This is a genomic window from Mesorhizobium sp. HAY1-8B, assembly GCF_056868045.1.
Genome location: NZ_CP200321.1, coordinates 3,674,885 through 3,699,578, shown reverse-complemented (window position 1 = coordinate 3,699,578; position 24,694 = coordinate 3,674,885). Strand labels below are relative to the sequence as shown.

At 63.0% G+C, this 24,694-nt stretch carries 24 protein-coding genes, 1 pseudogene and 1 riboswitch; of the genes and pseudogenes, 10 read left to right on the top strand and 15 right to left on the bottom strand.

Annotated features, from left to right (window positions below):
* Positions 1–172: 172 nt before the first annotated feature.
* Positions 173–2,158 carry a TadE/TadG family type IV pilus assembly protein gene (locus tag AC1VON_RS17410; protein ID WP_483124317.1) on the top strand — a complete coding sequence of 662 codons (1,986 nt, stop codon included), beginning with the start codon at positions 173–175 and terminating at the stop codon, positions 2,156–2,158.
* A 141-nt stretch (positions 2,159–2,299) separates the two neighbouring features.
* A complete protein-coding gene (locus tag AC1VON_RS17405; protein WP_140768156.1) occupies positions 2,300–2,932 on the top strand; it encodes a LysE family translocator in 633 nt (210 codons plus the stop codon).
* Between the two features lie 5 nt (positions 2,933–2,937).
* On the opposite strand, the gene AC1VON_RS17400 is transcribed toward AC1VON_RS17405, so the two are convergent.
* The 3 genes from AC1VON_RS17400 to AC1VON_RS17390 form a co-directional block, all read right to left on the bottom strand.
* Complete coding sequence (locus AC1VON_RS17400; RefSeq protein WP_483124316.1) at positions 2,938–3,804, bottom strand: dienelactone hydrolase family protein; 867 nt, start codon at positions 3,802–3,804, stop codon at positions 2,938–2,940.
* A 100-nt stretch (positions 3,805–3,904) separates the two neighbouring features.
* Entirely contained in the window at positions 3,905–4,729 is an 825-nt protein-coding gene (locus AC1VON_RS17395) for a DUF2189 domain-containing protein (protein WP_483124315.1), read from the bottom strand.
* A 177-nt stretch (positions 4,730–4,906) separates the two neighbouring features.
* Positions 4,907–5,305 carry a VOC family protein gene (locus tag AC1VON_RS17390; protein WP_483124314.1) on the bottom strand — a complete coding sequence of 133 codons (399 nt, stop codon included), beginning with the start codon at positions 5,303–5,305 and terminating at the stop codon, positions 4,907–4,909.
* A 97-nt stretch (positions 5,306–5,402) separates the two neighbouring features.
* Here AC1VON_RS17390 and AC1VON_RS17385 point away from each other — a divergent pair, with 97 nt between their 5' ends.
* Complete coding sequence (locus tag AC1VON_RS17385) at positions 5,403–5,915, top strand: CAP domain-containing protein (RefSeq protein ID WP_172351047.1); 513 nt, start codon at positions 5,403–5,405, stop codon at positions 5,913–5,915.
* Between the two features lie 154 nt (positions 5,916–6,069).
* Here AC1VON_RS17385 and AC1VON_RS17380 read toward each other — a convergent pair whose 3' ends face one another.
* From AC1VON_RS17380 to AC1VON_RS17350, 7 genes are all read right to left on the bottom strand, one after another.
* A complete protein-coding gene (locus AC1VON_RS17380; RefSeq protein ID WP_172351048.1) occupies positions 6,070–7,605 on the bottom strand; it encodes a DHA2 family efflux MFS transporter permease subunit in 1,536 nt (511 codons plus the stop codon).
* 306 nt (positions 7,606–7,911) lie between these two features.
* Positions 7,912–9,093, bottom strand: a complete 1,182-nt coding sequence (locus AC1VON_RS17375) for an HlyD family secretion protein (protein WP_172351049.1) — start codon at positions 9,091–9,093, stop codon at positions 7,912–7,914.
* Positions 9,090–9,569 carry a MarR family winged helix-turn-helix transcriptional regulator gene (locus AC1VON_RS17370; protein WP_172351050.1) on the bottom strand — a complete coding sequence of 160 codons (480 nt, stop codon included), beginning with the start codon at positions 9,567–9,569 and terminating at the stop codon, positions 9,090–9,092. The genes AC1VON_RS17375 and AC1VON_RS17370 overlap by 4 nt, the downstream gene beginning before the upstream one ends.
* Before the next feature lie 138 nt (positions 9,570–9,707).
* Positions 9,708–10,757 carry a FecCD family ABC transporter permease gene (locus AC1VON_RS17365; RefSeq protein WP_483124313.1) on the bottom strand — a complete coding sequence of 350 codons (1,050 nt, stop codon included), beginning with the start codon at positions 10,755–10,757 and terminating at the stop codon, positions 9,708–9,710.
* Positions 10,757–11,704: an ABC transporter substrate-binding protein gene (locus AC1VON_RS17360; RefSeq protein WP_483124312.1), complete on the bottom strand. Its 948-nt coding sequence runs from the start codon at positions 11,702–11,704 to the stop codon at positions 10,757–10,759. Before AC1VON_RS17360 ends, AC1VON_RS17365 begins: the two co-directional genes overlap by 1 nt.
* A gap of 45 nt (positions 11,705–11,749) precedes the next feature.
* Entirely contained in the window at positions 11,750–12,538 is a 789-nt protein-coding gene (locus AC1VON_RS17355; protein ID WP_140768174.1) for an ABC transporter ATP-binding protein, read from the bottom strand.
* Complete coding sequence (locus AC1VON_RS17350) at positions 12,535–12,933, bottom strand: DUF1636 family protein (protein ID WP_483124311.1); 399 nt, start codon at positions 12,931–12,933, stop codon at positions 12,535–12,537. The genes AC1VON_RS17355 and AC1VON_RS17350 overlap by 4 nt, the downstream gene beginning before the upstream one ends.
* 90 nt (positions 12,934–13,023) lie before the next feature.
* Positions 13,024–13,230: riboswitch (cobalamin riboswitch) on the bottom strand.
* Between the two features lie 166 nt (positions 13,231–13,396).
* On the opposite strand from AC1VON_RS17350, the pseudogene AC1VON_RS17345 reads away from it, so the two are divergent.
* A pseudogene (locus tag AC1VON_RS17345) lies at positions 13,397–13,708 on the top strand (GyrI-like domain-containing protein); the annotation flags it as partial.
* A gap of 12 nt (positions 13,709–13,720) precedes the next feature.
* Here the strand turns inward: AC1VON_RS17345 and AC1VON_RS17340 are convergent.
* From AC1VON_RS17340 to AC1VON_RS17325, 4 genes are all read right to left on the bottom strand, one after another.
* Positions 13,721–14,671 (bottom strand): bifunctional helix-turn-helix transcriptional regulator/GNAT family N-acetyltransferase, encoded by a 951-nt coding sequence (locus tag AC1VON_RS17340; RefSeq protein WP_172351055.1) that lies wholly within the window; start codon positions 14,669–14,671, stop codon positions 13,721–13,723.
* 62 nt (positions 14,672–14,733) lie between these two features.
* Entirely contained in the window at positions 14,734–15,879 is a 1,146-nt protein-coding gene (locus tag AC1VON_RS17335) for a DSD1 family PLP-dependent enzyme (protein WP_483124310.1), read from the bottom strand.
* A complete protein-coding gene (locus AC1VON_RS17330) occupies positions 15,876–17,153 on the bottom strand; it encodes a D-arabinono-1,4-lactone oxidase (RefSeq protein ID WP_483124309.1) in 1,278 nt (425 codons plus the stop codon). The genes AC1VON_RS17335 and AC1VON_RS17330 overlap by 4 nt, the downstream gene beginning before the upstream one ends.
* Before the next feature lie 11 nt (positions 17,154–17,164).
* Positions 17,165–18,349, bottom strand: a complete 1,185-nt coding sequence (locus tag AC1VON_RS17325) for an MFS transporter (RefSeq protein WP_483124308.1) — start codon at positions 18,347–18,349, stop codon at positions 17,165–17,167.
* A 124-nt stretch (positions 18,350–18,473) separates the two neighbouring features.
* Between AC1VON_RS17325 and AC1VON_RS17320 the strand changes: the two genes are divergently transcribed.
* The 3 genes from AC1VON_RS17320 to groL all read left to right on the top strand — a co-directional run bounded on the left by AC1VON_RS17320 (position 18,474) and on the right by groL (position 21,722).
* A complete protein-coding gene (locus AC1VON_RS17320; protein ID WP_483124307.1) occupies positions 18,474–19,100 on the top strand; it encodes a TetR/AcrR family transcriptional regulator in 627 nt (208 codons plus the stop codon).
* A gap of 609 nt (positions 19,101–19,709) precedes the next feature.
* Positions 19,710–20,006: a co-chaperone GroES gene (gene groES / locus AC1VON_RS17315; RefSeq protein WP_006203049.1), complete on the top strand. Its 297-nt coding sequence runs from the start codon at positions 19,710–19,712 to the stop codon at positions 20,004–20,006.
* A 60-nt stretch (positions 20,007–20,066) separates the two neighbouring features.
* Complete coding sequence (groL, locus tag AC1VON_RS17310; RefSeq protein WP_483124306.1) at positions 20,067–21,722, top strand: chaperonin GroEL; 1,656 nt, start codon at positions 20,067–20,069, stop codon at positions 21,720–21,722.
* Positions 21,723–22,041: 319 nt separating this feature from the next.
* On the opposite strand, the gene AC1VON_RS17305 is transcribed toward groL, so the two are convergent.
* The gene (locus tag AC1VON_RS17305; RefSeq protein ID WP_172351062.1) at positions 22,042–22,650 is read right to left on the bottom strand and encodes a TetR/AcrR family transcriptional regulator; all 609 of its coding nucleotides are present in this window, start codon (positions 22,648–22,650) and stop codon (positions 22,042–22,044) included.
* Between the two features lie 98 nt (positions 22,651–22,748).
* Here AC1VON_RS17305 and AC1VON_RS17300 point away from each other — a divergent pair, with 98 nt between their 5' ends.
* From AC1VON_RS17300 to AC1VON_RS17290, 3 genes are read left to right on the top strand one after another with little or no spacing between them, the layout of a single operon-like run.
* On the top strand, positions 22,749–23,762 hold the full coding sequence (locus AC1VON_RS17300; RefSeq protein WP_483124305.1) for a zinc-dependent alcohol dehydrogenase family protein: 1,014 nt from the start codon (positions 22,749–22,751) through the stop codon (positions 23,760–23,762).
* A 36-nt stretch (positions 23,763–23,798) separates the two neighbouring features.
* Positions 23,799–24,266, top strand: coding sequence for an OsmC family protein (locus AC1VON_RS17295; protein WP_483124304.1), 468 nt, complete (start codon positions 23,799–23,801; stop codon positions 24,264–24,266).
* Positions 24,263–24,649, top strand: a complete 387-nt coding sequence (locus AC1VON_RS17290) for a nuclear transport factor 2 family protein (protein ID WP_172351065.1) — start codon at positions 24,263–24,265, stop codon at positions 24,647–24,649. The genes AC1VON_RS17295 and AC1VON_RS17290 overlap by 4 nt, the downstream gene beginning before the upstream one ends.
* Positions 24,650–24,694: the final 45 nt, after the last annotated feature.

The window sequence follows — 24,694 nt, the reverse complement described above, 5'->3', positions numbered from 1 at the left end:
ATCCTGCGTCGGCAGGCGTTTTTCTGGACGGCATCAGGGCTGTGGCCTTTGATTGGTTAGCGGTTGGTGAAGCGCCAACCAAGCAATAGAAAGGTTTCCCAAACCCGTCTTTCAGCGTTTTGTGAGAAGCTGGCGCAGACCGAGAATCCGCCGGCGGGGGCCGCTGCAAGACATGCATGAAATCTGGCGTCAGTTCCGCCGCGACCGGCGCGGCAACTATGCTCTTATGACAGTCGTGGCGATGGTACCGCTGATGGGCGGCCTGGCGATCGCGGTCGACTTCACGGAAATGAACCGCGAAAAGCAGATGGTGACGAACGCGCTGGATGCCGCCAACTTCGCCACGGCGCGCCGGCTGACGGAAGGCGCGACCGACGACCAGCTGAAGGCCTACGCGCTCGACTTTTTCAACGCCAACCTGAATGATGTCGATCCCGCCAGCACGACGCTGAACGTCATATTGCCGAGCAACACCAGCGGCGGTGGCCTGCTCACCATGACGGCGCAGCTTGCCTACAAGCCCTATTTCTACCCGGCCTTCGCGCAGCTTGTCGGTAAATCCGCAATCGATGCGAACCAAAGGATCAGCTTCAACGTCACCTCCCAGGTGCGGCTGAAGAACACGCTGGAAGTTGCCCTGGTGCTGGACAATTCCGGATCGATGACCACACTCGGCACCGGCTCCGGACAGAAGCGCATCGATCTTCTCAAGACCGCGTCCAAGCAACTGGTCGACACGCTGGCCCAGCAGGCGGCCATGATCAAGCAGGTCGACAAGCCGGTGCAGTTCGGCCTCGTGCCCTTTGCCGCTTCGGTCAATGTCGGCCCCGGCAATGGCAACGCGTCGTGGATGGACACAGAGGGCCTGTCGCCGGTGTCGAACGAGAATTTCGACTGGTCGACGCTGAATGCCGCCAACAAATACGCCCAGCAGACCAACGGCATCTGGTACAAGCGCGGCACAGGCTGGGGCAGCGAGGAAGGCCAGATGCTGACCCGGTTTTCGCTCTACCGGGACATGAAGGTCGTCACCAACCACGAGCGCGTCGTCAACAGCAAGCGGGTGGTTTGCGACGAATACAATTCGAACAACACCTGCAAGCGCAGCCACGACGAATATGACTATATCAACTCCTACGGTCCGTTCGCCAGTTGGCAAGGCTGCGTGGAGGCCCGGCCCTACCCCTACAATGTCAACGACACGCCGCCATCCGGCGGCACCGCCAACACCGGCATAGGCGTCGGCGATCCGGCAACGATGTTCGTGCCCATGTTCGCCCCGGACGAGCCCGGTAATCACTGGAAGCTCACCCAGGATCCCGACGAGGCGGCACCGGTGACATACGGCGCGGTGAACAGTTGGTGGAATGACGATCCTTCGAGCAGCACCGGCCAGTCGCGACTGCGCAACATGGCCAAATATTTCCAGCCGCGGCCGATCAATGCGCCGGCGCTGCCTGCCGGCAACGGCCCGAACTACAGCTGCACCACCAATCCAATCACGCCACTGACCGATGTCAGCGTCACCGATGGGCTCACCTCGATCAAGGCCGCCATCGACCTGATGCAGCCGAATGGCGGCACCAATGTTCCCGAGGGCATGGCTTGGGGCTGGCGCGTGGTTTCGAGTGGCGAGCCGTTCACGCAAGGGCGGGCGGAAACCGAGAAAGGCAACGACAAGGTGGTGATCGTGCTGACCGACGGCGCCAACACCTATTATACGCCGTCCTCGCTGGGCTATTCCGATCCCGCCAACTCGAAATCAACCTACGCGTCCTATGGCTATCTCAACCCCGGCTACAACGGCACCTCGGTCGGTCGCCTGTTCATGGGCACGTCGAGCGCCATCGGCCAGTTCGACTATTCGAACGGCAACTACACCAACGCGCTCAACGAGCAGATGGCAGCGCTTTGCAACAACGCCAAGGCGGCCAACATCATGGTGATGACGGTGGCGCTCGACCTGTCGACGACCAAGGCCAGCGACAAGCTGGCGATCGATGCGCTGAAATCCTGCTCCTCGGACTCGCGCTTCCGCAAGGACCCGACGAACCCGAGCAAGCCGGCGAAGCTGTTCTGGAATGCGACCGGCGCCAGCCTGTCGAACGATTTCAAGGAAATCGGCAACGAACTGTCGAACCTGCGGGTGGTCGGCTAGAGCGCGTCGCGTCGAACGGAATCATGCACGCGCTGGCGCAATGCCTGCACCGCCCAAGCCCTTGCGGACGCCCGCGGCGACAGGCAGATATTGGCCGCTCGCGGGATCGCGCATCCATCGCGGCACGCTTGGGGACAAACAATGCCCGATACCGCCAACCATCTCGCCTTCGCGCTGGTCTGCCTCGGCATGGTGCTGACGCCAGGCCCGAACATGATCTACCTGATCTCACGCTCGCTGTCACAAGGGCCGAAGGCCGGGCTGATCTCGCTTGGCGGGGTTGCGGTCGGCTTCCTGTTCTATGTGCTTTCGGCGGCGTTCGGGATCACCGCACTGCTGCTCGCCGTGCCCTATGCCTACGATGCGCTGCGCTTTGCCGGCGTGCTCTACCTCTTGTGGTTGGCCTGGCAAGCGGTGAAGCCTGGCGGACGTTCGCCCTTTCAGGTGCGCGACCTGCCGAAAGACGGGCCGCGCAAGCTGTTCGCCATGGGGCTTATGACCAATCTGCTCAATCCGAAAGTGGCCGTTCTCTATCTGTCGCTGCTGCCGCAATTCATAAGCATTGGCAAAGGCCATGTCCTGTCGCAGCTGCTGGTTCTGGGCGCGACGCAGATCACGATCAGCTTGACCGTCAATGCCATCATCGCGGTGACGGCCGGTTCGATCGCCACATTCCTTGCCGGACGGCCATTGTGGCTGGTCATCCAACGCTGGATGATGGGAACCGTGCTGACGGCACTGGCGCTGAAGATGGCGACCGACGCGCAGCGCTGATTTCTCTAGCCGCTGAAGGCTTTTTCCAAAAAAGCACGAACGTCGTTTATCGATCGATCGGCCGCAGCCGCGTTGTACTCGACCCGATGGCCGTAGGCCTCGTTGCCGACCTTGAATTCCGGGGCGTCAAATGCATGACGAGCCCCCTCGTAGACGTTAAGCTGCACCGAGCTCCCCCTGCCGCTGCGCTGAGCCATCATCTCCCGGCACTTCTTGGCTGGACTGAAATCGTCAAGCTCGCCGACCAGAATCAAGGTCGGAACCGCCATGTCGCCATTCGCTACGGAACAATTTGGATAGTAGGCAATCGCTGCCTTGAATTTACGGTCCGTCAGCCGTTCGGCGCCACCAAATTGCACGGCCTCCAGCGTTGTGATCCCGCCAGCAGAGAATCCCAGCAAGGCTATACGCCGTGGGTCGACAAACCTATCTTTCGACAGAAACTCCTCGGCCCCATAGGCATCATAGACACGATCAGCAAGCACGCCGCGATCACACGTCTCGTGAATACCGCGTGTGCTGAAACTATCGACAACGAGCACGACGTAGCCCCAAGAGATCAGCCGGTCGGGCCAGGTTTGCCTGTCATTCGAGAGCACACCCGCACACCCGTGGAGAAGTACTATCGCGGAAAACGGCCCATTGCCCTGAGGTCGCGTCAGATATCCCTGCAGCGGCGTGCCGGGAACAGCTTCCAGGACTTTGCCGCTTGCTTGAGCATTGCGAAGCTGAAATGGAGTTGGCGTTATTGCGGCACTTGCAAAGCGTACCAGTTGATCGGCGCTTGCGTACGCCGCGTTGAGATAGCCAGCAACGCCAACGCAGACGAGCCAGACAATCGCTCTGGGCAATCCCTTCAGGGTGCACGCCATCGGTCAATCTCGGTCACTTACAAACGCCTGACGAGCCGAACACATCGGCTTGTCAAGCAGCTCAAGGCTTGCTCACGGGCTGTGTCGACCGGACGCTTCCCTACATTGGCCGGCGGATCGGCCGGATCTGCGCCGGCTCGATCACCTTGCGGTAGAGATGCCAGGTGGCGTGACCCAGGATCGGCATGACCACGGCCAGCCCGGCAAACAGCGGGATCGAGCCGATCACCAGAAGCACGGCGACCAGCAGCCCCCACAGTGCCACCTGAAGCGGGTTGGCCATCACCGCCCGGGCCGAGGTCTCGATTGCCGAGACGGCACCGACATCACGGTCGAGCAGCAGCGGAAAGGCGATCACCGTCGTGGCCAGCACCACCACCGCAAAGACAAAACCGGCCGCGTTGCCGAGCAGAATCAACGTCCAGCCCTTGCTGGTCGTCAGCACATCGCGGACAAAGGCGCCGATCGAAGCCGGTGGCTGGTCGCCGAACAGGCTGGTGTAGATCGATTGGGCGGTGAACAGCCAAAACAGGAACAGCGCAAACAACATGATGCCGATGACCGCGATCGACGGCAGCGCCGGGGAGCGGCGCACATCGAGCGCGTGGCGCCAATCCGTGTTCATGCCGAGTTCGCGCCGGCGGCTGATCTCGTAGAGCCCGATCGCGGCGAAAGGGCCGACCAAGGCAAAGCCCGACATCAAGGGATAGACAAGCTGGATGGCGTTGGAGCCCGACGTCCATTGCGTCAGGATCAGGCCGACGACCGGGTAGATCAGGCACAGGAACACGTAGTGCGAGGGCTTGGCCCAGAAATCCTCGGCGCCGAGCTTGAGCGCGTCCCAGAGATCGGCCGTGGTGATGCGGCGCACCGCGGGCTGCACATGCATCCCGTAGGCGTCCGCCATGACATGAAAGCCGGCCATAACCATCCTCCGTTTTTCTTCGGGGGGCGGTCACCGCCTGGGATGGCCGCCCGTAGCTGCCACTTCATGAACGAAGGTATCATAGCCGATCTTCCCGGGATTGTCGCCGCGCGGACCGCGTTTCGGCTCTCCTCACGGGATTTTCATCTCCCGGCCCGGCAGAACCCAATCCCGCCGCTATCGGGGCGAATTGAAAACCGCCTCTATGTGATGGCCATCCGGATCGATGACAAACGCAGCGTGGTAGTGTGGGCCATAGTCAGGCCGCGGGCCTGGCGCGCCGTTGTCGCGCCCGCCGTGAGCAAGCGCGGCCGCGTGGAACCGCGCGATGCTCTGACGATCCGGCGCGGCGAAGGCCAGATGGAAACCCGGACCGGGCGGGCGTTGTCCTTTCGGGCGAAGTTTCAGCGCCAGCTTGTCGCCGCCACCGGCAATCCCGTAGCCTACGGCCTGATCGGGCTCGCCGGGTCTGAGATCATCCCAGACCCTGACATAGCCGAGCGGCGCCAGCACGGCATCATAGAAGGCAGCCGAGCGCTCGATGTCGGAAACGCCAAAGGAGATGTGATGCAGCATGTCTTGGATCTCCTTTTCGAATCGGCTTGTGGCCTTGGGTCGCGATTTTCACCGCCCTGCCCGGCAAAAGCCATGATCGCGACTATGTCAGACGGGCATGAAAGCTGAAAAAGTCGAAATCCGTCAAAAAGGCCTGAACAGGCGCACATGGCTCAAGGCAGCCGGCCTCGCGGCCTTGGTCGGGCTCGCCGCCTGCAGCACGGTCTCGCTGCCGACCGGACAAGGCGCCGGGGTTTCCTCTTCCGCGACCGGCACGCTGGCGAGCCTGCGCGCCACGGCGGGGCTGGGGCCGCTCGTTCCCGACACCCAGCTTGAACAGGCGGCGCTTCAGCAGGCCGGCTACATGGCATCGCGGGAACGCATGAGCCACACCACGGGCTGGGGCAAGGATTTCGCCTCGCGCGTCAAGGACAATGGCATTGCCGGTGCCGCCGCCGAAAACATCGCCGAAGGCCGCTTCGACCAGCAGAAGCTGTTCGACATCTGGGCGCACTCGCCCGGCCATCGCCGTAACATGCTCGACCCGCGCTTCACCCGCTTCGGCCTCGCCTATGTGCGCGACGGCCGCGACTCCAGCCTGCGGTACTGGGCTCTCGTGCTCGGGAAATAGAAAGTCCCTGCCCGACCTATTTGGTGGTCGTCTTGAATTTTCCGTCCCGCTGGGTCAACGGCCAAACGATGCAGGCCGCTTCCGCAATGAGCTAGCACCAACCGACGCGGCTATCCTAGTCTATATTGGCGGCAGGCACATGCCTGCCGCGGGCCTAGTCCATATGCGCGGCGGGTGCGCCGCCGCCCGCCGGACCGGCTTTCGGCTTGCGCAGCAGGAAGACGAACGGGATGGCGAGCAGCGTCATCATCATCAGTATTTTGAAATCGTTGACGTAGGAGATCATCATCGCCTGGATATTGACCATGCGATCGACCTCCGACAGCGCTGTCGGATCGCCGCCGGCGGCCGCGGGCGAGACTGCCCAGAGGTTGGGATTGAACGGGTTGATGAAGGCAGAAAGCTCGGCGTGGTTGATCTGCGTGTTGCGCACCAGCAGCACCGTCACGACCGAGACACCGATCGACGAGCCAAGATTGCGCACCAAACTGAACAACGAGGTTGCGTCGGTGCGGTAGCGCGCGTCGAGCGTGGCGAAGGCAACTGTCGACAGCGGCACGAACACCATTCCCATGCCCAGGCCCTGGATCACGCCGGAGCTGAGGATCAGCCAGTTGTCCATCTGCGGCGTGAAGCTGGCCATGGTGTAGAGCGACTGCGCGGTCAGCAGAAAGCCGATGACGACGAGAATTCTGGCGTCGATCTTGTTCATGAGCCGCCCGACGACGAGCATCGAAATCATGGTGCCGATACCGCGTGGACCTATGACGACACCGATGGTGACAGTCGGATAGCCGAAAATGGTCGACAGCATTGGTGGCAGCAGCGACATCGAAGCCAGGATGAGCACACCCATGACGAAGATGAACGCCAGGCCGGTCACGAAGTTCCGGTCGAGAAATATCTTGGGGTCGATAAAGGGATGTTCCGCCGTCACTGTGTGAATGATGAACACCCAGAAGCCCGTGATGGCCAGGCCAAGTTCGATCCATATTTCGACCGAGGAAAACCAGTCGACCTCGCCACCCCGATCCAGCATCAGCTGCAGTGCGCCGACGCCGAGCGATATCATGGCAAAGCCGAAGAAATCGAAGCTGCGCACCCGCCGGGCAACGGCCGGCAAATAGGCGGCCATGCCAAGGAAGGCGACGATGCCAACCGGCAGGTTGATGAAAAACACCCAGCGCCAGTTGAAATTGTCGGTCAGCCAGCCGCCCAGCGTCGGGCCCAGGATCGGTCCCAGCATGATGCCGGCGCCCCAGATGGCCATGGCCTGACCGTGACGCTCCTTGGGGTTGATGTCGAGCAGGAAGGTCTGCGACAGCGGCACGATGGCGGCGCCGAACACGCCTTGCATCAGCCGGAACAGCACGATGGTTTCAAGGCTCCATGCCAGGCCGCACAGCATGGAGAAGACGGTGAAGCCGACCACGGTCGTCAGGAACAACTCCTTGCGGCCAAAGCGGTCGGCGAGCCAGCCGGTGACCGGCGTCATGATGGCGGCGGCGACGATGTAGGAGGTCAGCACCCAGTTGATGTTGTCGGGAGATGCCCCGAGATCACCTGTCATGGTCGGCAGCGCGACGTTGGCGATGGTGGTGTCGAGCGCCTGCATGACGGTCGCCAGCATCAGCGCAACGGTGATCAGGCCACGATGCGGCACTTCCTTGAAAGGTTCGGGCGTGCTCATGATGCGGAACTTCCAGCAGGTAACAAAAACGTGTACACAGGGTTTCCGGGCGGCAAAGCCTTCCGTTGAGAGACCTTCATCGCGGTGGGACGCGAGTATCGATGTGGGGGTTACATCGACTGAAAGTCTCTGATGAGCGGATGCCTGCCGCCCGGAAACATGAGGACCGAGGGGTCCGTGTCGAAGATTTCAGATTTCGGCCAGCCCGCGGCGCGGCTCGAACCAAGCGCTGATCCTTCCCACTCCTCCCATCAGACCAATCCTGCTATCCGCTTCCACCCGCTGGTCTGCGGGCCTCCGCCGACGTTACTGCGCGGGCTCGCCAGCCGTGGCGTGACCGAATATTGCGGGAAAACCACGCGCAACGCCGGTATCGACGGTAACGCTGGCGCTCATGCCGGTCCGCAACGCCATCTTGGCGTCGGCGTCGGTCAGTTCCAGGCGCACCGGGATGCGCTGCGTGACCTTGACCCAATTGCCGGTGGCGTTCTGGGCGGGCAGCAGCGAAAATTCCGCGCCCGTTCCCGCACCGATCGCCTTGACCGTCGCCTCGAAAGTCTTGCCCGGATAGGTATCGACGACGATCTCGGCCTTCTGGCCCGGCTTCATGTTGGTGAGCTGGGTTTCCTTGAAATTGGCATCGATCCAGGTGTCGTTGGTCTCGACCAGCGAAAACAGCGGCGTGCCGGAGCCGACGAACTGGCCGACCTTGAAGGACGAGGCCTGCGATATGACGCCATCGGCGGGCGCCTTGACCGTGGTCTGCGCCAGGTCGTAGGCGGCCTTGTCGCGCGCGGCGAGCGCCGACATCACGGTTGGATGCTTGTCGGTTTCGATGTCGGGATTGCCGCCAAGTGCGGCCTTGGCGCTGATGATGCCTTGCTGGGCAACGGCGACCTGCTGCTTTGCCTTGTCGAGGTCGTTGCGGGCCTGGTCCAGCGACGACTTGGCGTTGATGCCCTTCTGCGCGAGATCGGCGGCGCGGTCATATTGCGACTGGGCGTAGTCGACCTCGCTGCTGGCGGACTTCTCCTGCGCCATAGACTGGCTGTAGGCGGCACGCAGTTGCTCGACATTGAGGCGTGCCGCGGCAACCGCGGCGTCGGCCTGGGCGAGCGCGATCCGGTAAGGCTCGGGGTCGATGGCGAACAGGAGATCCCCCTGCTTGACCATCTGATGGTCCGATATGGCGACCTGGACGATGCGGCCGGCGGTGTCCGAGGCGATCGACACCTTGGCCTGCTGCAGATTGGCGTTCTCCGTCTCCTGATAGCGCCCGCCGGTCACCCAGACATAGCCGCCACCGATGATCAGCGCGGCCGGCAAGGCGAACATCAAGAGGAAGCGGCCCATGCGGCGCTTCTTCCTCGGCGCCGCCGGGACCGGCGCTACTGGCGGGGCAACCGCGACAGGGGCGGCAACCGGCTGGGCCGGCGCTTCCATCTCAACCTTGGGGGCGTTTTCGTCAACCTTGGCTGCCGCGTTCATGCTGCTGCGCCTTTCGTAGGCTCGACTTTGTCCGAGGACGAGGTATCGCCGTCGGCGAGATTCTGCGCCATCGCATCGAGCGCCCTGATCAGGACGCGGCGGTCCTCGGGCGAAACGCCGACAAGCGATTCCTCATAGACTTCGCCGGCGAGACTCTTGACCTCGGCATAGGCAGCGCTCGCCTTGGCTGTCGGGAAGATCATGCGCACGCGGCGGTCGGCGGCGTCGGCGCGGCGTTCGATCCAGCCGCCCTCCTCCATCCGGTCGACGAGGCGCGAGACGCTGATCGGCTCGATTTCGAGCAGTTCCGCGAGCCGCGCCTGGGTAACGCCTGCCTCCTTGGCGACACGCACCATGAGGCGCCATTGCGCCGACGAAAGGCCAAGCCCGCTGGCGCGCGTCTCGAAGCGCTTGCGCAGCAGACGTTGCACGTCGTGGATCAAAAAGCCCAGTCTGTCTATGCCATCAGAAACCATGAGCGATACATATAATAAGCGTGCTTACTATTCAAGATGTCACGTGACGGTGAAAGCCGGCAAATGTGCGTGGCGGTCGATCGTGGCTGGCAATCCGTGAACCGCTGGAGACAGCCGGACGTCAGGAATCGGCCTTTTTCACAGGCGGTTTCGGACGACCAGCGTAACGACGAAGAAGGCACCAAGCGAACTGGTGATGATGCCGATCGGCAGTTCCTGCGGCGGCAGAAGCGTCCGGGCCAGAAGATCGCTTGCCAGCAGGAGCACCGCCCCGAACAATGCACAGCTTGCGATCAGGCGCAGATGCAAGGGACCTGCCAGCGGCCGCGACAGATGCGGGATCATCAATCCGACAAAGCCGATGACGCCGGCGACCGAGACGAGAATTGCCGTCGAGAAGGCTGCAACGAGAAACGTCGCCCTGCGCATGCGCGCCACCGGCACGCCAAGGCTTTCGGCGGCACTTTCACCGGCCAGGAAGGCGTCCAGCCTGCGGTGGTTCCACAGTCCGTAGGCCGCGATCGTGCCGGCTCCCAACGCGCCCAGCCAGACATTGTCCCAGCGCGCCAGCCCGAGCCCGCCCATCGTCCAGAACAGCACCGAATGGGCGGCGCGCTGGTCTCCGGCAAAGACCAGATAATTGGTAAATGCCGTAAACAGGAAGGAGACGGCAAGGCCGGCGAGGATCAGCCGCTCCGGCCCCTGCCCCCTTACCCGGGCGACCAGCAGCAGCACGATGCAGGCGGCCAGTATGCCGCCGGTGAAGGCCGCGACCGGCAAGGTCCAGATGCCAAAACTGTCGCCGAAGACGGTGATGACGGAAACAGCGCCGGCGGCGGCTCCCGACGACAGGCCGAACAGGAAAGGATCGGCGAGATCGTTGCGGGTCACCGTCTGCAGCAACGCGCCTGTGATGCCGAGGCCGGCACCGACACAGACCGCCAGGATCGTGCGCGGCAGCCTGAGATCGATGACGATCTTGCCGACCGGGCCCGACACCTGGTGCTCATTCAACCCGACGGCATGGCCAAGCGAGGCGATGACGTCGCTCAACGGGATCAGCGTCGAACCATAGGCGATCGACAGCAGCACGAGGGCGACGACCGCCACCGTGCCCGCCACCATGGCCAGCGCGAATGCCTTGTGCCCGGAAAGCGCGCCGGATTTATGCCCGGGGGCAAGAAGCATCAGAACGCTTCCGGATGCATCGCCTTGGCGATCTTGGCGATCGCCTCGATGTTTGCCGGTCCAGGCGTCAGTTCGGCATAGCGAAGGGCCACGAAACGCTCGTTCTTGACCGCGTCCGTCTCCTTCATCGCCGGATGCGCCTTCAAGAAATCGAGCAGCTTCCTGTAGCCGCCGCCATCCTGGTAATCGAGCAGGATGAGGAATTGCGGATTGCGCGACGCCACCGTTTCCCAGTCCGTGTTGCCCCAGCTGGTGTCCATGTCGGCCATGATGTTATCGCCGCCGGCCGCTGTGATCATGGCGCTCGGGATGGCGAATTTTCCGGCGGTGAACGGCTTGTCCTCGCCGGAATCATAGAGGAACACACGAGTTCCCTTGGCGTCGCCGACCTTCGCGGTGATGTCCGCGAGTTGCGCCTTCCAGCCGGCGACAAGCTTCTGCGCCTCGGTCTCCTTGCCAAAGATCTTGCCCAGCTTTTCAACATCGCCATAGAGCAGGTCCATGGAAGCCGCCGGGCGGTTCTTGTCGAGATGGACGCAGCTTTCGGTCAGCACCAGTGTCTTGATGCCATGCGGGGCGAGCGTGTCGGGCGTCACGTCGCCGCCCGGCTTCATGCCATAGTACCAGCCGGCGAAGAAGAAATCGGGCTCGACGGCGACCAGGTTCTCGAGCGTCGGGTATTTGGGCGCGAGTTCCGGGATTGAGCCCTGCTCGGCCTTGAATTCGGGGCCGACCTTGTACCATCCGGTGATGCCGGTCAGGCCGACGATCGACGGCTGCAGCTTCAGCGCGAAGGCCATCTCGGCCATGTTGAGGTCATGGATGACGGCGCGCTTGGGCGGCGCGTCGAAGGTCAGCGGCTTGCCGCAACTGTCGACGGTGACGGGGAAAGCGAAGGCGGTAGAGGCCAGCAAGGAAAAGACGAGCGACAAGGCGAGACGTTTCACGGATTTTGCTCCTTGGTTGAACAGCGTTGATGAGGGATGGTTCGATCAGGATGGTGGCGCGGCGCGGTTCGGAACATCGAACACCGTCAGTTCACGGTCCTCGGTAGGGTGGCGCAGGCGAAACACGTCGACGCCGAAAATCTCGCGGATCAGCTGTTGCGTCAGCGCTTCGCGCGGTGCGGCCAACGCGTGCAGCCGGGCTTCGTTCATCACCGCGACCCTGGTGGCGAAAGGCGCCACCAGGGCCAGGTCATGCAGCACCGCGATCACCGTCATGCCGAAGCCGGCGACGAGTTCGAGAAGCTCGCCGCGAGCACGCGGGTCAAGATGGTTGGTCGGCTCGTCGAGGAACAACACCTTTGGTTGCTGTGCGATGGCGCGCGCCAGCTGGGCGCGTTGGCGCTCCCCTCCAGACAGCGAGCCAATGGTGCGGCCGAGCAGCGGCAAAAGGCCGGTCCGGCGCAGGGCGTCGACGACAATGTCGCGCTCCTCGCTCCTGCGCCTCAGGCCGGCATGCGGAACGCGGCCAAGTTCGACATAGTCGATCACCGCCAGCCGCGGATCCGGCTGGTCGGTCTGGCCGACGACGGCCATGTGCAGGGCCCGCTCGGCCGTCGAGATCCTGTCCAGCCGTCGCCCGCCAAGCTTCACCTCGCCCGAACTTGGCCTGAGCATGCCCGACAGCATGCGCAGCAGCGTCGTCTTGCCGGCACCATTGGGGCCGATGATGGCGAGACGATCGCCGGTGGCGATAGAGAGGCTGACCGCATGGACCAGATTCCGGCCATTCGCCACAGCACCCAGGTCGCGCGCCTCGAGGAGTGGCATTGTCATCGGCTATCACCCGCCAGCTTGCCCCGCGCCGGGATGCGGGCCAGCGTCTTGCCGGCCAGTCGCGACGGACGTTCTCCGGAATTGCACCAGCCGTCGGCGAGCGAGGCGTAGAGCCTGGCAAATCGCACGAGATCACCGGCGTCGGCCTCGGCATCGACGGAGCCGAAGAGATAGGTAGCCTTGCCCGGCGCCTGGAAGGCTACCGTCAGCGGCCGTGCGCAGCCCGCCATGCATTCGACGCCTTCGACCGTGAAGCCATGCGACACGGCGGGTTCATCATGGGCCGAGAGCCGGGAGCGCAAATCGGCGCACAGGCTTTCGCCCGACCTGATGCCGGTCGGAACGTCACGGCAAAGCGTGCACACGATGATGTGGTGATCGATAGCGCCGTCCAACTTCCGTCACTTTCCAAAACTGGCGACGGAAGGATGTTGGCGAGCCGGCCGACAAGACCGACGTCCACGTTTCCTCCCGGCACACCCCGTCCGGTCAACTCAGTGATGGCAGGTCTCCTGGCTCGCGGGTCCTTGCTCAATCCTGCCTTCCCAGCCTTGCCGGCCAGTGGCATTTCGGATCTTGCTCACCGCTTACAGTTGCGGGGGCAGCCACGGCTTCGACCTTTTTAGGATCTCACCGTGTTCCCTTTTCACCCCTTGCCTTTCGACTCGGGGACCATCACCACTCGATCGTAGTTTTCCCCAATTTGCTTCGCAACGGATTTCTCGATGCATTGTCGATCCCGCGGCGGCGCTGAAATTGCGGACGTAATGTAATTACATTACGATTTAAATCGTGCCGCTCGGCGAAGTCAAGTGAGGCTTTCTGCCGAAAGAAGACATCGAGCCAGTCTCGCTCCTGGACGTCGCCTACGGCGTCTGCGTCAACGGCGACGACGCCGGCAATTTCGACTACGTCGCCGGTGTCGAGATCACCGATTTTTCCGACCTTCCAAGGGAACTCTGCCGGGTGCGGATACCAGCCCGGAAATATGCGGTGTTCGCGCATCGCGAGCACATCTCGACCATCCGCCGCACCGTCAATACAATCTGGAACAAATGGCTGCCGGCCTCCGGGCACGAGATAGCGGACGCGCCCGAATTCGAGCGCTACGGTCCGGAGTTCGATCCGAACAACGGCAATGGCGGGCTGGAGATCTGGATACCCGTCAAGGCTTGGCGGAGATCACAATTCCAAGTCCCAGGTCTGGCCAACCAGATCCTTGCCGAAGGAGTGGTGCGGTTCTTCCTCGGTCAGTTTGAAGCCGACCGCCTGGTAGATGTGCCGGGCGGCGATCAGGATATCGTTGGTCCACAAGGTCAGCGTCTTGTAGCCCTTCGCACGGGCAAAGCCGATGCATTCCTCGACCAGCCGCCTACCGATGCCGAGGCCACGCGCCGAAGGTTCGACATAAAGCAGGCGCAGCTTCGCCACCTGATCCGATTTGCGCACGACGAAGACCGAGCCGACGACCTCGCCATCGCGCTCGGCGATCCAGCTTCGTTCCCATTTCGGGTCGAAGGATTTGACGAATGCCGCGAGGATTTCGGCAACCAGCGCCTCATAGGTTTCGTCCCAGCCATAGTCCTGCGCGTAGAGCATCCCTTGCCGGCGGGTGATCCAGCCGATGTCGCCGACCTGCAGCGGTCGTAACAGATAAGGGATCCTTGGCTCATCGCTTTCACCCAGCAAAGCCTGGACCGTCCGCATGGATTTCACCAGCCGGTCCTGCTCCGACGCAGGTAGCCTATCGAGAAGGGTCGCGACCTGGTCGTGCGAATCCTTGTTCAGCGGCGCGAAGGCATTCCTTCCCGCCGTCGTCAGCGCAATCGACGATTGCCTGGCGTCCGAAACCAGCGTTGACCTGGAGATAAGGTGAAGGCGCTCGAACTTCTTCAGCAGACGGCTGACATAGCCGGCATCGAGACCGAGGTCGCGCCCGAGGTCGGTCGCGGTCAGACCGTCGCGGTGCGCCAGTTCGTAGAGCACACGCGCCTCGGTCAGGGAGAAGGCGCTTTTCAGCAGCCCTTCGTCGAGCAGCCCGATCTGGCGGGTGTAGAAGCGGTTGAAAGCCCGCACCGCATCGATCAGGTCCTTGTTGGGCGCTTCGTTGCTGGGCTGATGGTGAATCGTCATCGACATCTCCTGTCTTTTACAGGATCAATCATTTACTTGACGGAGTCAATCATCCGATACGATCACATCATCGGCAACACCGGCCAGCGATCAACGATCCTGCCGCTGGAAAGCACCGCGATCGGCCCGAATTGCTGCAGCACCGCCTCGCTTTGCGTCGGCCGCAGGAACGCATAATCGCCGGGCATCACAGCTGCGTCAGCCGGCAGGCCCATGAATTGCTGGTTGGAGGAAAGGCCGAGCAAACCGTTCGTCTTCATGCCTTCTGGAAATACAGGCTCGGCCATCCACTTACCGCCATAGAGATAGCAGCCCTTGCGCGGGAACCGGCCAAGCGCCCGCAAGAGGCGGGAGACGGCGGGGGGGCCTGGCAGCATCGGTTCGACCACTTTCAGGATCGGCGTCGCGATGAAAGCCGCCGGTTGGAAATTTTCGAGGCCGGGCGTATCGAAATCGCCGGGCAGCACGAAGGCCGAGCCCATCGACACTTCGTTGGCAATGCCGCGGTGATGAAGCAGCGCGGTCTTGCTGCCGCCAATGTTGAGGATGCTTCGCTGGTCAACACCCACGCGCGCCACGAAATCGGCGGCCTGTTCCGAGGCCCGCGTCAACGCCCTGGCCGGCCCGCCGAACAGGCCGGGAATGTGCGGTGCGTGCGCCTCATAGGCCATGACGCCTTCGCAGCGCAGCGCTTTGTGGGCCGGCAGCATCTTCAACGCCCGCGACAAGGCCTCCGGTTTGGCAAACCCGCCGCGATGCAGGCCGACATCGATCTCGAAGGCGATACGCAGTTCGATAGCGAGCTCGGCGGCCAGAGCGCCATATTCCGCCAGTCTTTCGTCGCTGTCGACCAGCCAGCAGACACGCGACCAGTCGGCGTCGCCCTTCACCAGCGCCGCTCTTGCCGAGCTAACCGGCATCGGTTTGCCGTACAGCAGATCCGCATGCGGGAACGCGTTCAGCACCGCCGCGCTGATCGGCGGATGGAAGGTCATGAAGCGATCGGTTCCGAGCGTCTTGCCGATATGCGAAAGCAGCGGCAGGCAAGCGAGCGACTTGTCGACCAGCCGCACGGCAAGGCCGGGATCAAGCCTGTCCTTCACCAGGGCGATGTTGCTGTCCAGGCGGTCGCGGTCCAGCACCAGACAGGGCTGGAAGATACCGGCCTGCTTCAGCGCCCGCGAAAGCGTGGCAAAATAGGCACTCATGATTCGACGCCGAATAAGCCGGCCATGTAGGGTGAGACGAAACGGTTTCGCGGATCGATGTCGCGACGCACCGCCATGGCATCGTCCCAGCGTGGATAGAGCTTCTTGAAGTCCGCCGCCTTCAGGCTGTGCATCTTGCCCCAATGCGGCCTGCCGCCATATCTGCGAAAGATCGGCTCGGCCGCCTGCATGAATGGCAACGGATCGTTCGCCGCGTCATGGTGGATGGCGATCGAACAGGTCGGCCTGTTGAAGAAGGGCGAGAGCCAGAACTGATCGGCCGCGACGCTGCGCACCTCCATGGGAAAATAGACTTCGGGAAAGCGCTTCTCGGTCAGCTCGATGATTTCGGCCAGCGCCTTCGGTCCTTCCTCGAACGGAAGATGATATTCCATCTCATTGAATTTGGTCTGCCTGTCGCTGGCATAGACATTGAGCCAGTCCTGCACATAGTCCTCGGCCGGCACCTTGGCGACGGCGCCCTGGATCAGCCGGCGGCGCAGTGACGGCAGCCAGGCGAGCCCTGTGCGCAGCCGGCGCAGTGTCCTCAGTCCGGCCTCGTCATTCTCGGTAGGACGCGCGGTGGTCGCCGCGTCGCTCAAGTCGCTGGCGATGAACTGCGCATGGCCGGAGAACGGGATGTAGTAGAATTCGGCCGACCGGTGCGCGGTCATCATCGTTTCGAAATCGCGCAGCATGTCGGCGACCGGCAGCACCCATTTGCGGCGGCGCAGCCGGTAGGTCGCAATGTTGTTCAGCGTCACTTCGCTCAAGACGCCGAAGGCACCGAGCGCGACGCCGATGGCGTGGATCGTGTCCTGATCCCCTGCCCGCTTGAAGTCGCGAACCTTGCCAAGCCCGTCGACGATCTGCACCGTCTCCAATTGCGTGTGATAGGCGCCGAGCGTCGGTCCCGAGCCATGGGTCGCGGTGCCCAATGCGCCGCCTATCGCCTGGCGGTCGATATCTCCCATATTGGGCAGGCCCTGGCCGATACCCTGCAGGATGTGCATGAGCGAACCAAGCCGCGTCCCCGCCCGCACGCGCGCCTGTTGCTTTTCAGGGTCATGCGAGACCAGCCCCTCCAGTTTCTCCAGGGACAGGATGGTGCCTTGCGATTTCACCAGCGGCGTGAAGGAGTGACCGGCACCGACGACGCGGATCGGGCCGGGTGCGGTGCGAATGAGATCACCAACTTCACCGGCATCGGCGGGGCTGGCGATCAGCCGCGGCTCGGCGGTGACATAGCCCGACCAGTTGCTCCAGTTGGACATATTACCCCCGATCAGGCAACGGCGCCGCGGTGCCGCGAGACGACGACGAACAGGCCGAGCAGCAGCACGCTGGCCAAGGCACTGCCGACAGCGAATTCCGGAACCGGGCGAAAATCCTTGCCGTCAATGAGCAGCGACGCCGCGACCGGCCCGATCGCCAGGCCAAGGAGCTGCGCGGCCGGCACCAAGAGCACGGCCGTGCGTGTCTCGTCCGCTGTGATCGTCAGCCGGATTTGATAGGGCACGATGAACAGGAGAATAAAACCCATGACCAGGGCGGCGACCCAGAAGATCGCGAGATCAGGCCCGCTGGCGAGGATGAGCGAGGCGACAAGTGCGACGGTGCCAATTGCCGCTATGGCGACGCGATAGTCGATGCGCGCCTCGAACACGGTCGCCGTCATCGCGCCCAGAACCTGCATCGCGAGGCTGGCTGACACGATCAGGCCAACGGTGCGGCCGTCGATGCCGAATTGTGCGCCAATCGGTTCCAGAAAGGCCCAGATCGAGCCAAAGAACATGAAGTAGCAGAAGACGCACAACAGCGCCGTGATCGAAGGAGCCGTCAGCACATTGGCCAGATTCTCGTCCTTGGGCAGATCGGCGTAATCGGCGGGGACAGTGAAGGCGACCATCAGCGACAGGATGCAGACGACCGCCAGAACGAGGAAGCCGCCGGCCGACCCGGCCGCTGGAATGACATAGAGCGCCAGCAGCAGGGCAAGAGGGCATTGCGCCAGCGTCTGCATGGTGACGAAATAGCCGCCGATGCGCTCGGCCCGGCGCGAGCGGGCGATCAGTTCGGTGGCGACCGCGACAAGGCCGCCTTCGGCAAGGCCGGCCACGGCGCGGGCCGCCATCAACATGTTGGCGCCGGCGGCATAGGCGGTCCCGACATTCGCCAGCGCCAGCAGGAGCAGGAGGGCCGCACTTTTCCGGCGCATGTTGCGGGCCGAGAGCAGCGTCGCAACAATGGCCGAACCGATCGCGATGGCGATCAGCTCGGCGGTGGCGACCAGTGCCAGTTCATCGCCGCTGACATGGCCCTCTGTGTAAAGGGCGCCGAGCAAAACCGGCTGCATACCGAGAATGAGCAGACCGACCGATCCGATCCACAGGGCGGAGGCAAGCTGGCCGCCGGTCGGGTTGCCGACCAGCCAGTCGCCGCTTCCGGTATGCGAGTCACCAGATGTCAAAGGCGCCTCCCAACATCCTTGCCGCACGGCAAAAAAGCTGACAATCTGTCAGCTTTTCAGGACCTGATACTTGATCATATTTCTTGTCAACCAGAATTTGGCAGTTCGAGCGAAAGACCGGTGCATGACACAAGCGAGGCGAACAGCGACCGAACCGAGGCGCAAGCCGAAGCAGGAGCGCAGCCGCGAGCGCATCGATGCCATCCTGTCGACAACCATGAAGCTGATCGGCGAGAAGGGCATCGACGCCGTCACCATGAAGGAGGTCGGCATGCTAGCCGGCGGGCCAATCGCCACCGTCTATCACTACTTCCCCAACAAGTCGGCGATCCTGGCGATGCTATATGAACGGTTTTCGGAGGTCAGCCGCGCGCGACTGACTGGTATCATCGCCGATATCCGCGAAGCCGAGGACGTCATCGTCGCGGCCGACCGGCTGCTCGACGATTACCTCAGCCGCGTCGCCGGCGATCCGGCCATCCAGGATCTGCAGAACGCCATCCAGGCCGACAAGGCGCTCAAGAATCTCGACATCGCCGAAACCCGGCACCAGGCCAGGATGTTCTGCGACCGCGTCATCGGCTTGATCGAGCCGCCGAAGCACGAGCAGTTCGAACGCATCGTTCTGCTGATCTTCCAGCTCGCCGGCGGCGTGGTGCGCCTGGCACTCGCGGAAGGCGAAGCGGAAAGCCGCCGCACCATCGAGGATTACCGGTCGATCATCCACACCCAGTTGCGGCTGTTTCTTTAGCGGGAGCGGCGACCTTGGCCACTGTTGGCCTATATTGCCTGACGGATGAGGCCTTCGAAGCCGTCGGCCAGATCGGCGGCGCCGGCCGCGAACATCTTCGCGAGATTCTGGGGACGGCCGGGAGTTCTTGTTAACATCGAGGAGAATGGCCCTGCCCTCATGCAGGACGAAATCGAACTTTCCGTAGTCGAAGCCGAGTTCGCGCCGCCGCTCACGCATTTCGTCGGGAACCGGGACGGGCTTACGCCGGATCGTTTCCGATGCGTGACCAGGCTGTTGGCGAGACATAGCGGGTACAGCGCTCGTGCTCTCCGCAAAACACCAGAAACGCCCCGCAAAACCGTCGGGTTCTCTTTCCGGGGTGAACTTCTCCACGACCAGATCAACCGGGATTTTTCGGCACCGCCGGTCAGCGCGAGAAAAATTTCCCGTGACTGCCCCTTCCGGTGCGCCTTGACTCTCGCAGGTCGGCGGCCTATTTCAGCGCCACGTTAGCACTCGCCATTGGTGAGTGCTAACCACAGCTCCGGCGCCGCCGGGCGTTGTAGGTTGTCCGGCTTCGCCGGACGGAGGAACTGTTTCTCACCGTTCTCATTCGAGGAAGAAAAAATGGCAAAGTCGAAGTTCCGCCCGCTTCATGACCGTGTGGTCGTTCGCCGGGTCGAATCCGAATCCAAGACCGCCGGCGGGATCATCATCCCGGATACGGCGAAGGAAAAGCCGCAGGAAGGCGAGATCATCGCTGTAGGCTCCGGCGCTCGTGACGAAGCTGGCAAGCTGGTCCCGCTGGACGTCAAGGCTGGCGACCGCATCCTGTTCGGCAAGTGGTCGGGCACCGAAGTCAAGCTCAATGGCGAAGACCTTCTGATCATGAAGGAATCCGACATCATGGGCATCATCGGCTGATTATCGGCCTCACCGTCAACTGAATTCGGGCTTACCCCAAGCCCCTGCCAGGAGCTCAAAATGGCTGCTAAAGACGTAAAATTCTCCCGTGATGCCCGCGAGCGCATGCTGCGCGGCGTCAACATCCTCGCCGACGCGGTGAAGGTGACCCTCGGCCCCAAGGGCCGCAACGTCGTCATCGACAAGTCGTTCGGCGCCCCGCGCATCACCAAGGACGGCGTCACCGTCGCCAAGGAAATCGAGCTTGAAGACAAGTTCGAGAACATGGGCGCGCAGATGGTCCGCGAAGTTGCTTCGAAGACCAACGACATCGCCGGCGACGGCACCACGACCGCGACCGTTCTGGCGCAGTCGATCGTCCAGGAAGGCCACAAGGCGGTTGCCGCCGGCATGAACCCGATGGACCTGAAGCGCGGCATTGATCTCGCCGTCACCGAAGTCGTCGCGGCTCTTGGCAAGGCTGCCAAGAAGATCAAGACCTCCGAGGAAGTTGCCCAGGTCGGCACGATCTCGGCCAATGGCGACGAGTCGGTCGGCAAGATGATCGCGGAAGCGATGCAGAAGGTCGGCAACGAAGGTGTCATCACCGTCGAGGAAGCCAAGACCGCCGAGACCGAACTCGAAGTCGTCGAAGGCATGCAGTTCGACCGCGGCTATCTCTCGCCCTACTTCGTCACCAACGCCGACAAGATGGTTGCCGATCTCGAGGACGCCTACATCCTGCTCCACGAGAAGAAGCTCTCCAATCTGCAGGCCATGCTGCCGGTTCTCGAAGCCGTCGTGCAGACCTCGAAGCCGCTGCTCATCATCTCGGAAGACGTCGAAGGCGAGGCTCTGGCCACGCTCGTCGTCAACAAGCTGCGTGGCGGCCTGAAGATCGCCGCCGTCAAGGCGCCGGGCTTCGGTGATCGCCGCAAGGCCATGCTGGAAGACATCGCCATCCTCACCGGTGGCCAGGTCATCTCGGAAGACCTCGGCATCAAGCTCGAGAATGTCGGCCTCAACATGCTCGGCCGCGCCAAGAAGGTGTCGATCTCGAAGGAGAACACCACCATCGTGGACGGCGCCGGCAAGAAGGCCGAGATCCAGGGCCGCGTTGCCCAGATCAAGCAGCAGATCGAAGAGACCACCTCGGACTATGACAAGGAGAAGCTGCAGGAACGTCTCGCCAAGCTGGCGGGCGGCGTTGCGGTGATCCGCGTCGGCGGTGCGACGGAAGTCGAAGTCAAGGAAAAGAAGGACCGCGTTGATGACGCCCTGAACGCGACCCGCGCGGCCGTGGAAGAAGGCATCGTCGCCGGTGGTGGCGTGGCCCTGCTGCGCGCTTCGGCCAACATCAAGGCTACCGGCGCCAATGCCGACCAGGCTGCTGGCATCAACATCGTGCGTCGCGCGCTGCAGGCTCCTGCCCGCCAGATCGCCTCGAACGCCGGTGCGGAAGCTTCGATCGTTGCCGGCAAGATCCTTGAGAACAAGGGCGCTACCTTCGGCTACAACGCCCAGTCGGGCGAGTATGGCGACATGATCGCCATGGGCATCGTCGACCCGGTCAAGGTCGTACGCACCGCTCTCCAGGACGCTGCTTCGGTCGCCGGCCTGCTCGTCACCACCGAAGCCATGATCGCGGAGGCTCCGAAGAAGGAGTTGGCTGGCGGCGGCATGCCTGGCGGCATGGGCGGCGGCGGCATGGGCGGCATGGGCGGCATGGACTTCTAAGAAGTCCATAAAGCACGCCCATGAACTAGGATTGCTCAAGCCCGCAAGCGGGCTTGAGTGGCGGCATGGACTTCTAAGAAGTCCATAAAGCACGCCCATGAACTAGGATTGCTCAAGCCCGCAAGCGGGCTTGAGTGGCGGCATGGACTTCTAAGAAGTCCATAAAGCACGCCCATGAACTAGGATTGCTCAAGCCCGCAAGCGGGCTTGAGTGGCGGCATGGACTTCTAATCCAGCCTACCTGGCTTATGCATGCGAAAAGGGCGGCAGCGATGCCGCCCTTTTTGTTGTGCGGTTGGCCTGGCCGGCAATAGCTCTCTTATGCTGCGGTCTCTGCTTGCCGCGCCACCTTGCCGGCAAGCACCGCCTGCTCGATCAGCGCAGCCACCTCGTCGGCCACGGCATTGAGCGGTGCGCGGTCGTGGGTGGCGCGGGCAATCACCATCAGGCCCTCCAGCGAGGATTCGACCAGCAGCGCCAGCGCCTGCGCGCGGCGTTCGGCCACCCCTGCCCTGACGAATGCCTGTCGTAGCAGGCCTATCCACTGCTCGAAGGCGGAGCGGCAGATTTCCGCAAGGTCCGGCACGTCATTGGGCGCGTCGAGCACGACCGGCGCGATCGGGCAGCCGAGCGAAAACTCATTGTCCTCCAGCATCCGGGCCACGGACTGATAGATATGGTGGACAGCGACCGCCGGATCATTTTCCGCAGCCAGTTGCGCGCCCAGCCGCTCCGTCACCTCGGCCACGCTGGCGCGAGTCACCTCTACGACCAGCTGGTCCTTGCCGCCCGGGAAATGGAAATAGAGCGAGCCTCGGGGTGCCGCGCTGGCACTCAAAATGTCGTTCAGCGACGTGCCGTGATAGCCGCGCCGCCGCAAAAGCAGCGCCGTCGCCTCGATCATCCGGGTGCGTGTATCCGTTGCCATGTCAACCTCTGTCAGGAGCACGCATTATAGGTCTTGCGTCGAATATGACAATCGGTCTACATAATATGTAAATCGGTCTACATATTCCAGAGAGAACAATGCGCAGCTACAGGCTTGAAGAACGGGGTGACGGCATCGACAGGCTGGCGATGCGGGAGGAAGCGGTGCCACAGCCGGGGGCGCATCAGATTCTCGTGCGGGTGCGCGCTGCCTCGCTCAACCGCCGCGACACCATGATCCTTAACGGCACCTACCCGCTGCCGCCTCGCCTGGGCATCGTGCCGCTGAGTGACGGCGCCGGCGAAGTCTTTGCCATCGGTGACGGCGTGACGCGTTTTGCTGTCGGCGATCGTGTCACCGGCAGCTATTTCGCGCGCTGGGTCGATGGCCGCATGCATCCGGGCGTGGTCGACCAGCTCGGCTGCACGCTGGACGGTATGCTGAGCGAATATGCCCTGCTCGACGAGCAATGGGCGGTCCGCCTGCCGGAGCATCTCTCCTGGCATGAGGCAGCGACACTCACCTGTGCCGGGCTGACGGCCTGGAGCGCGTTGACAGGCGCGGAGGCTCCAAGGCCTGGACAATGGGTTCTGACCATCGGCTCGGGCGGTGTCGCGCTGTTTGCCTTGCAGTTCGCCAAACTCATGGGCTGCCGTGTCGCCGCTATCACCTCGCGCACCGAGAAGGCCGACAGGCTCCGCGCGCTCGGCGCCGACCTCGTCATCGCCACCGCCGACGCGCCGCAATGGGGCATGAAACTACGCGAGCAGACCGGCGGGATCGATCTGGTCGTCGAGACCGGCGGCCCGGCGACCTTTGGTCAATCGCTGATCGCCAGCGCTCTCTACGGGCGGATCGTGCTGCTTACCGTGCAGGACCAGAAAGGCAGATCGGTGGAGATTCCAGCCGCCGTCTACCAACGCAGCCTTGCCACCATCGGCCGCGTGTTCGTGGGCAGCCGCGACGGGCTGGAAACGATGCTTGCCGCCGTCGCCACGCATCGGCTGAAGCCGATCATCGACAGGATCTTCCCGTTCACCGATGCGCGCGAAGCTTACCGCCATTTCCGGCAGGGCGACGTCTTCGGCAAGGTCGTCATCGACGGCGCGTGACCGCAGCATTCCCCAAACCAGAGAGGAGTATCAGCCATGACAATCCGCGAAGCATCCGCCCAATGGCAGGGCACGCTCAAGGAAGGAGCCGGGCGGCTGCGGCTGGGCAGCGGCGTGTTCGAGGGCGCCTATTCCTTCCCCTCACGTTTCGACAACGGTCCGGGCACCAATCCGGAGGAACTGATCGCGGCCGCGCACGCCGGCTGCTTCTCGATGGCGCTTGCCGCCGCCCTCGGCAGCGAAGGCCATACGCCCGGCAGCATCCACACGACCGCACGGGTGCATCTCGGCGCCACGACAGCCGGCCCGACCATCACCCGTATCGAACTGAAGACGCAGGCAAGCGTCGCCGGCCTGGCGGCTGAAGACTTCGAGCGGCTGGCGCAATCGGCCAAGGCGGGCTGCCTCGTCTCACGGGCGTTGGCCGGCGTCACCACGATCACGCTGAAGGCCGACCTCATCGACGCCGCCATTGACCACGGAAAGAAGGAACCCATTCAATGACCAGGGAAGTCATCATCGACATCGCCACCGCAAAGCGCTCCAGTGAAACGGCGGAAATCATGCAGCGTTATAACGACGTGTTCCAGCGCCACGATCCGTCCGCGCTCCACGAACTGGTGGCGGAGGACTGCGTGATCGAGAACACCACGCCGGCGCCGGACGGCACCCGGCGCGCCGGCAAGGCCGCCTGCGTCGAACTGTGGTCGGCGATCGCCACCGGGCCGGACACGCGCTTCGACATCGAAGAGACTTTCGTGGCCGGCGACCGCGCAACCATCCGCTGGCGCTACTGGATGGCCGACGGCAACTCACTGCGTGGCGTCAACCTGATGCGCGTCGCGGACGGACAGATCGTCGAGGCGATGGGCTATGTGAAGGGGTAGAGCGTCGCAACTCCGCAGAGATTTCCTGGCGGCTTTCTCAAGAAC

What these genes read in the sequence shown, in the direction of transcription:
- AC1VON_RS17330 (WP_483124309.1), bottom strand. Translation starts at nt 17,153, where the DNA reads ATGTCCAACTGGAGCAACTGGTCGGGCTATGTCACCGCCGAGCCGCGG.
- AC1VON_RS17365 (WP_483124313.1), bottom strand. Translation starts at nt 10,757, where the DNA reads ATGCTTCTTGCCCCCGGGCATAAATCCGGCGCGCTTTCCGGGCACAAG.
- AC1VON_RS17300 (WP_483124305.1), top strand. Translation starts at nt 22,749, where the DNA reads ATGCGCAGCTACAGGCTTGAAGAACGGGGTGACGGCATCGACAGGCTG.
- groES (WP_006203049.1), top strand. Translation starts at nt 19,710, where the DNA reads ATGGCAAAGTCGAAGTTCCGCCCGCTTCATGACCGTGTGGTCGTTCGC.
- AC1VON_RS17320 (WP_483124307.1), top strand. Translation starts at nt 18,474, where the DNA reads ATGACACAAGCGAGGCGAACAGCGACCGAACCGAGGCGCAAGCCGAAG.
- AC1VON_RS17390 (WP_483124314.1), bottom strand. Translation starts at nt 5,305, where the DNA reads ATGCTGCATCACATCTCCTTTGGCGTTTCCGACATCGAGCGCTCGGCT.
- AC1VON_RS17295 (WP_483124304.1), top strand. Translation starts at nt 23,799, where the DNA reads ATGACAATCCGCGAAGCATCCGCCCAATGGCAGGGCACGCTCAAGGAA.
- AC1VON_RS17340 (WP_172351055.1), bottom strand. Translation starts at nt 14,671, where the DNA reads ATGACGATTCACCATCAGCCCAGCAACGAAGCGCCCAACAAGGACCTG.
- AC1VON_RS17405 (WP_140768156.1), top strand. Translation starts at nt 2,300, where the DNA reads ATGCCCGATACCGCCAACCATCTCGCCTTCGCGCTGGTCTGCCTCGGC.
- AC1VON_RS17410 (WP_483124317.1), top strand. Translation starts at nt 173, where the DNA reads ATGCATGAAATCTGGCGTCAGTTCCGCCGCGACCGGCGCGGCAACTAT.
- AC1VON_RS17380 (WP_172351048.1), bottom strand. Translation starts at nt 7,605, where the DNA reads ATGAGCACGCCCGAACCTTTCAAGGAAGTGCCGCATCGTGGCCTGATC.
- AC1VON_RS17290 (WP_172351065.1), top strand. Translation starts at nt 24,263, where the DNA reads ATGACCAGGGAAGTCATCATCGACATCGCCACCGCAAAGCGCTCCAGT.
- AC1VON_RS17395 (WP_483124315.1), bottom strand. Translation starts at nt 4,729, where the DNA reads ATGGCCGGCTTTCATGTCATGGCGGACGCCTACGGGATGCATGTGCAG.
- groL (WP_483124306.1), top strand. Translation starts at nt 20,067, where the DNA reads ATGGCTGCTAAAGACGTAAAATTCTCCCGTGATGCCCGCGAGCGCATG.
- AC1VON_RS17400 (WP_483124316.1), bottom strand. Translation starts at nt 3,804, where the DNA reads ATGGCGTGCACCCTGAAGGGATTGCCCAGAGCGATTGTCTGGCTCGTC.
- AC1VON_RS17355 (WP_140768174.1), bottom strand. Translation starts at nt 12,538, where the DNA reads ATGACAATGCCACTCCTCGAGGCGCGCGACCTGGGTGCTGTGGCGAAT.
- AC1VON_RS17385 (WP_172351047.1), top strand. Translation starts at nt 5,403, where the DNA reads ATGAAAGCTGAAAAAGTCGAAATCCGTCAAAAAGGCCTGAACAGGCGC.
- AC1VON_RS17375 (WP_172351049.1), bottom strand. Translation starts at nt 9,093, where the DNA reads ATGAACGCGGCAGCCAAGGTTGACGAAAACGCCCCCAAGGTTGAGATG.
- AC1VON_RS17335 (WP_483124310.1), bottom strand. Translation starts at nt 15,879, where the DNA reads ATGAGTGCCTATTTTGCCACGCTTTCGCGGGCGCTGAAGCAGGCCGGT.
- AC1VON_RS17370 (WP_172351050.1), bottom strand. Translation starts at nt 9,569, where the DNA reads ATGGTTTCTGATGGCATAGACAGACTGGGCTTTTTGATCCACGACGTG.
- AC1VON_RS17305 (WP_172351062.1), bottom strand. Translation starts at nt 22,650, where the DNA reads ATGGCAACGGATACACGCACCCGGATGATCGAGGCGACGGCGCTGCTT.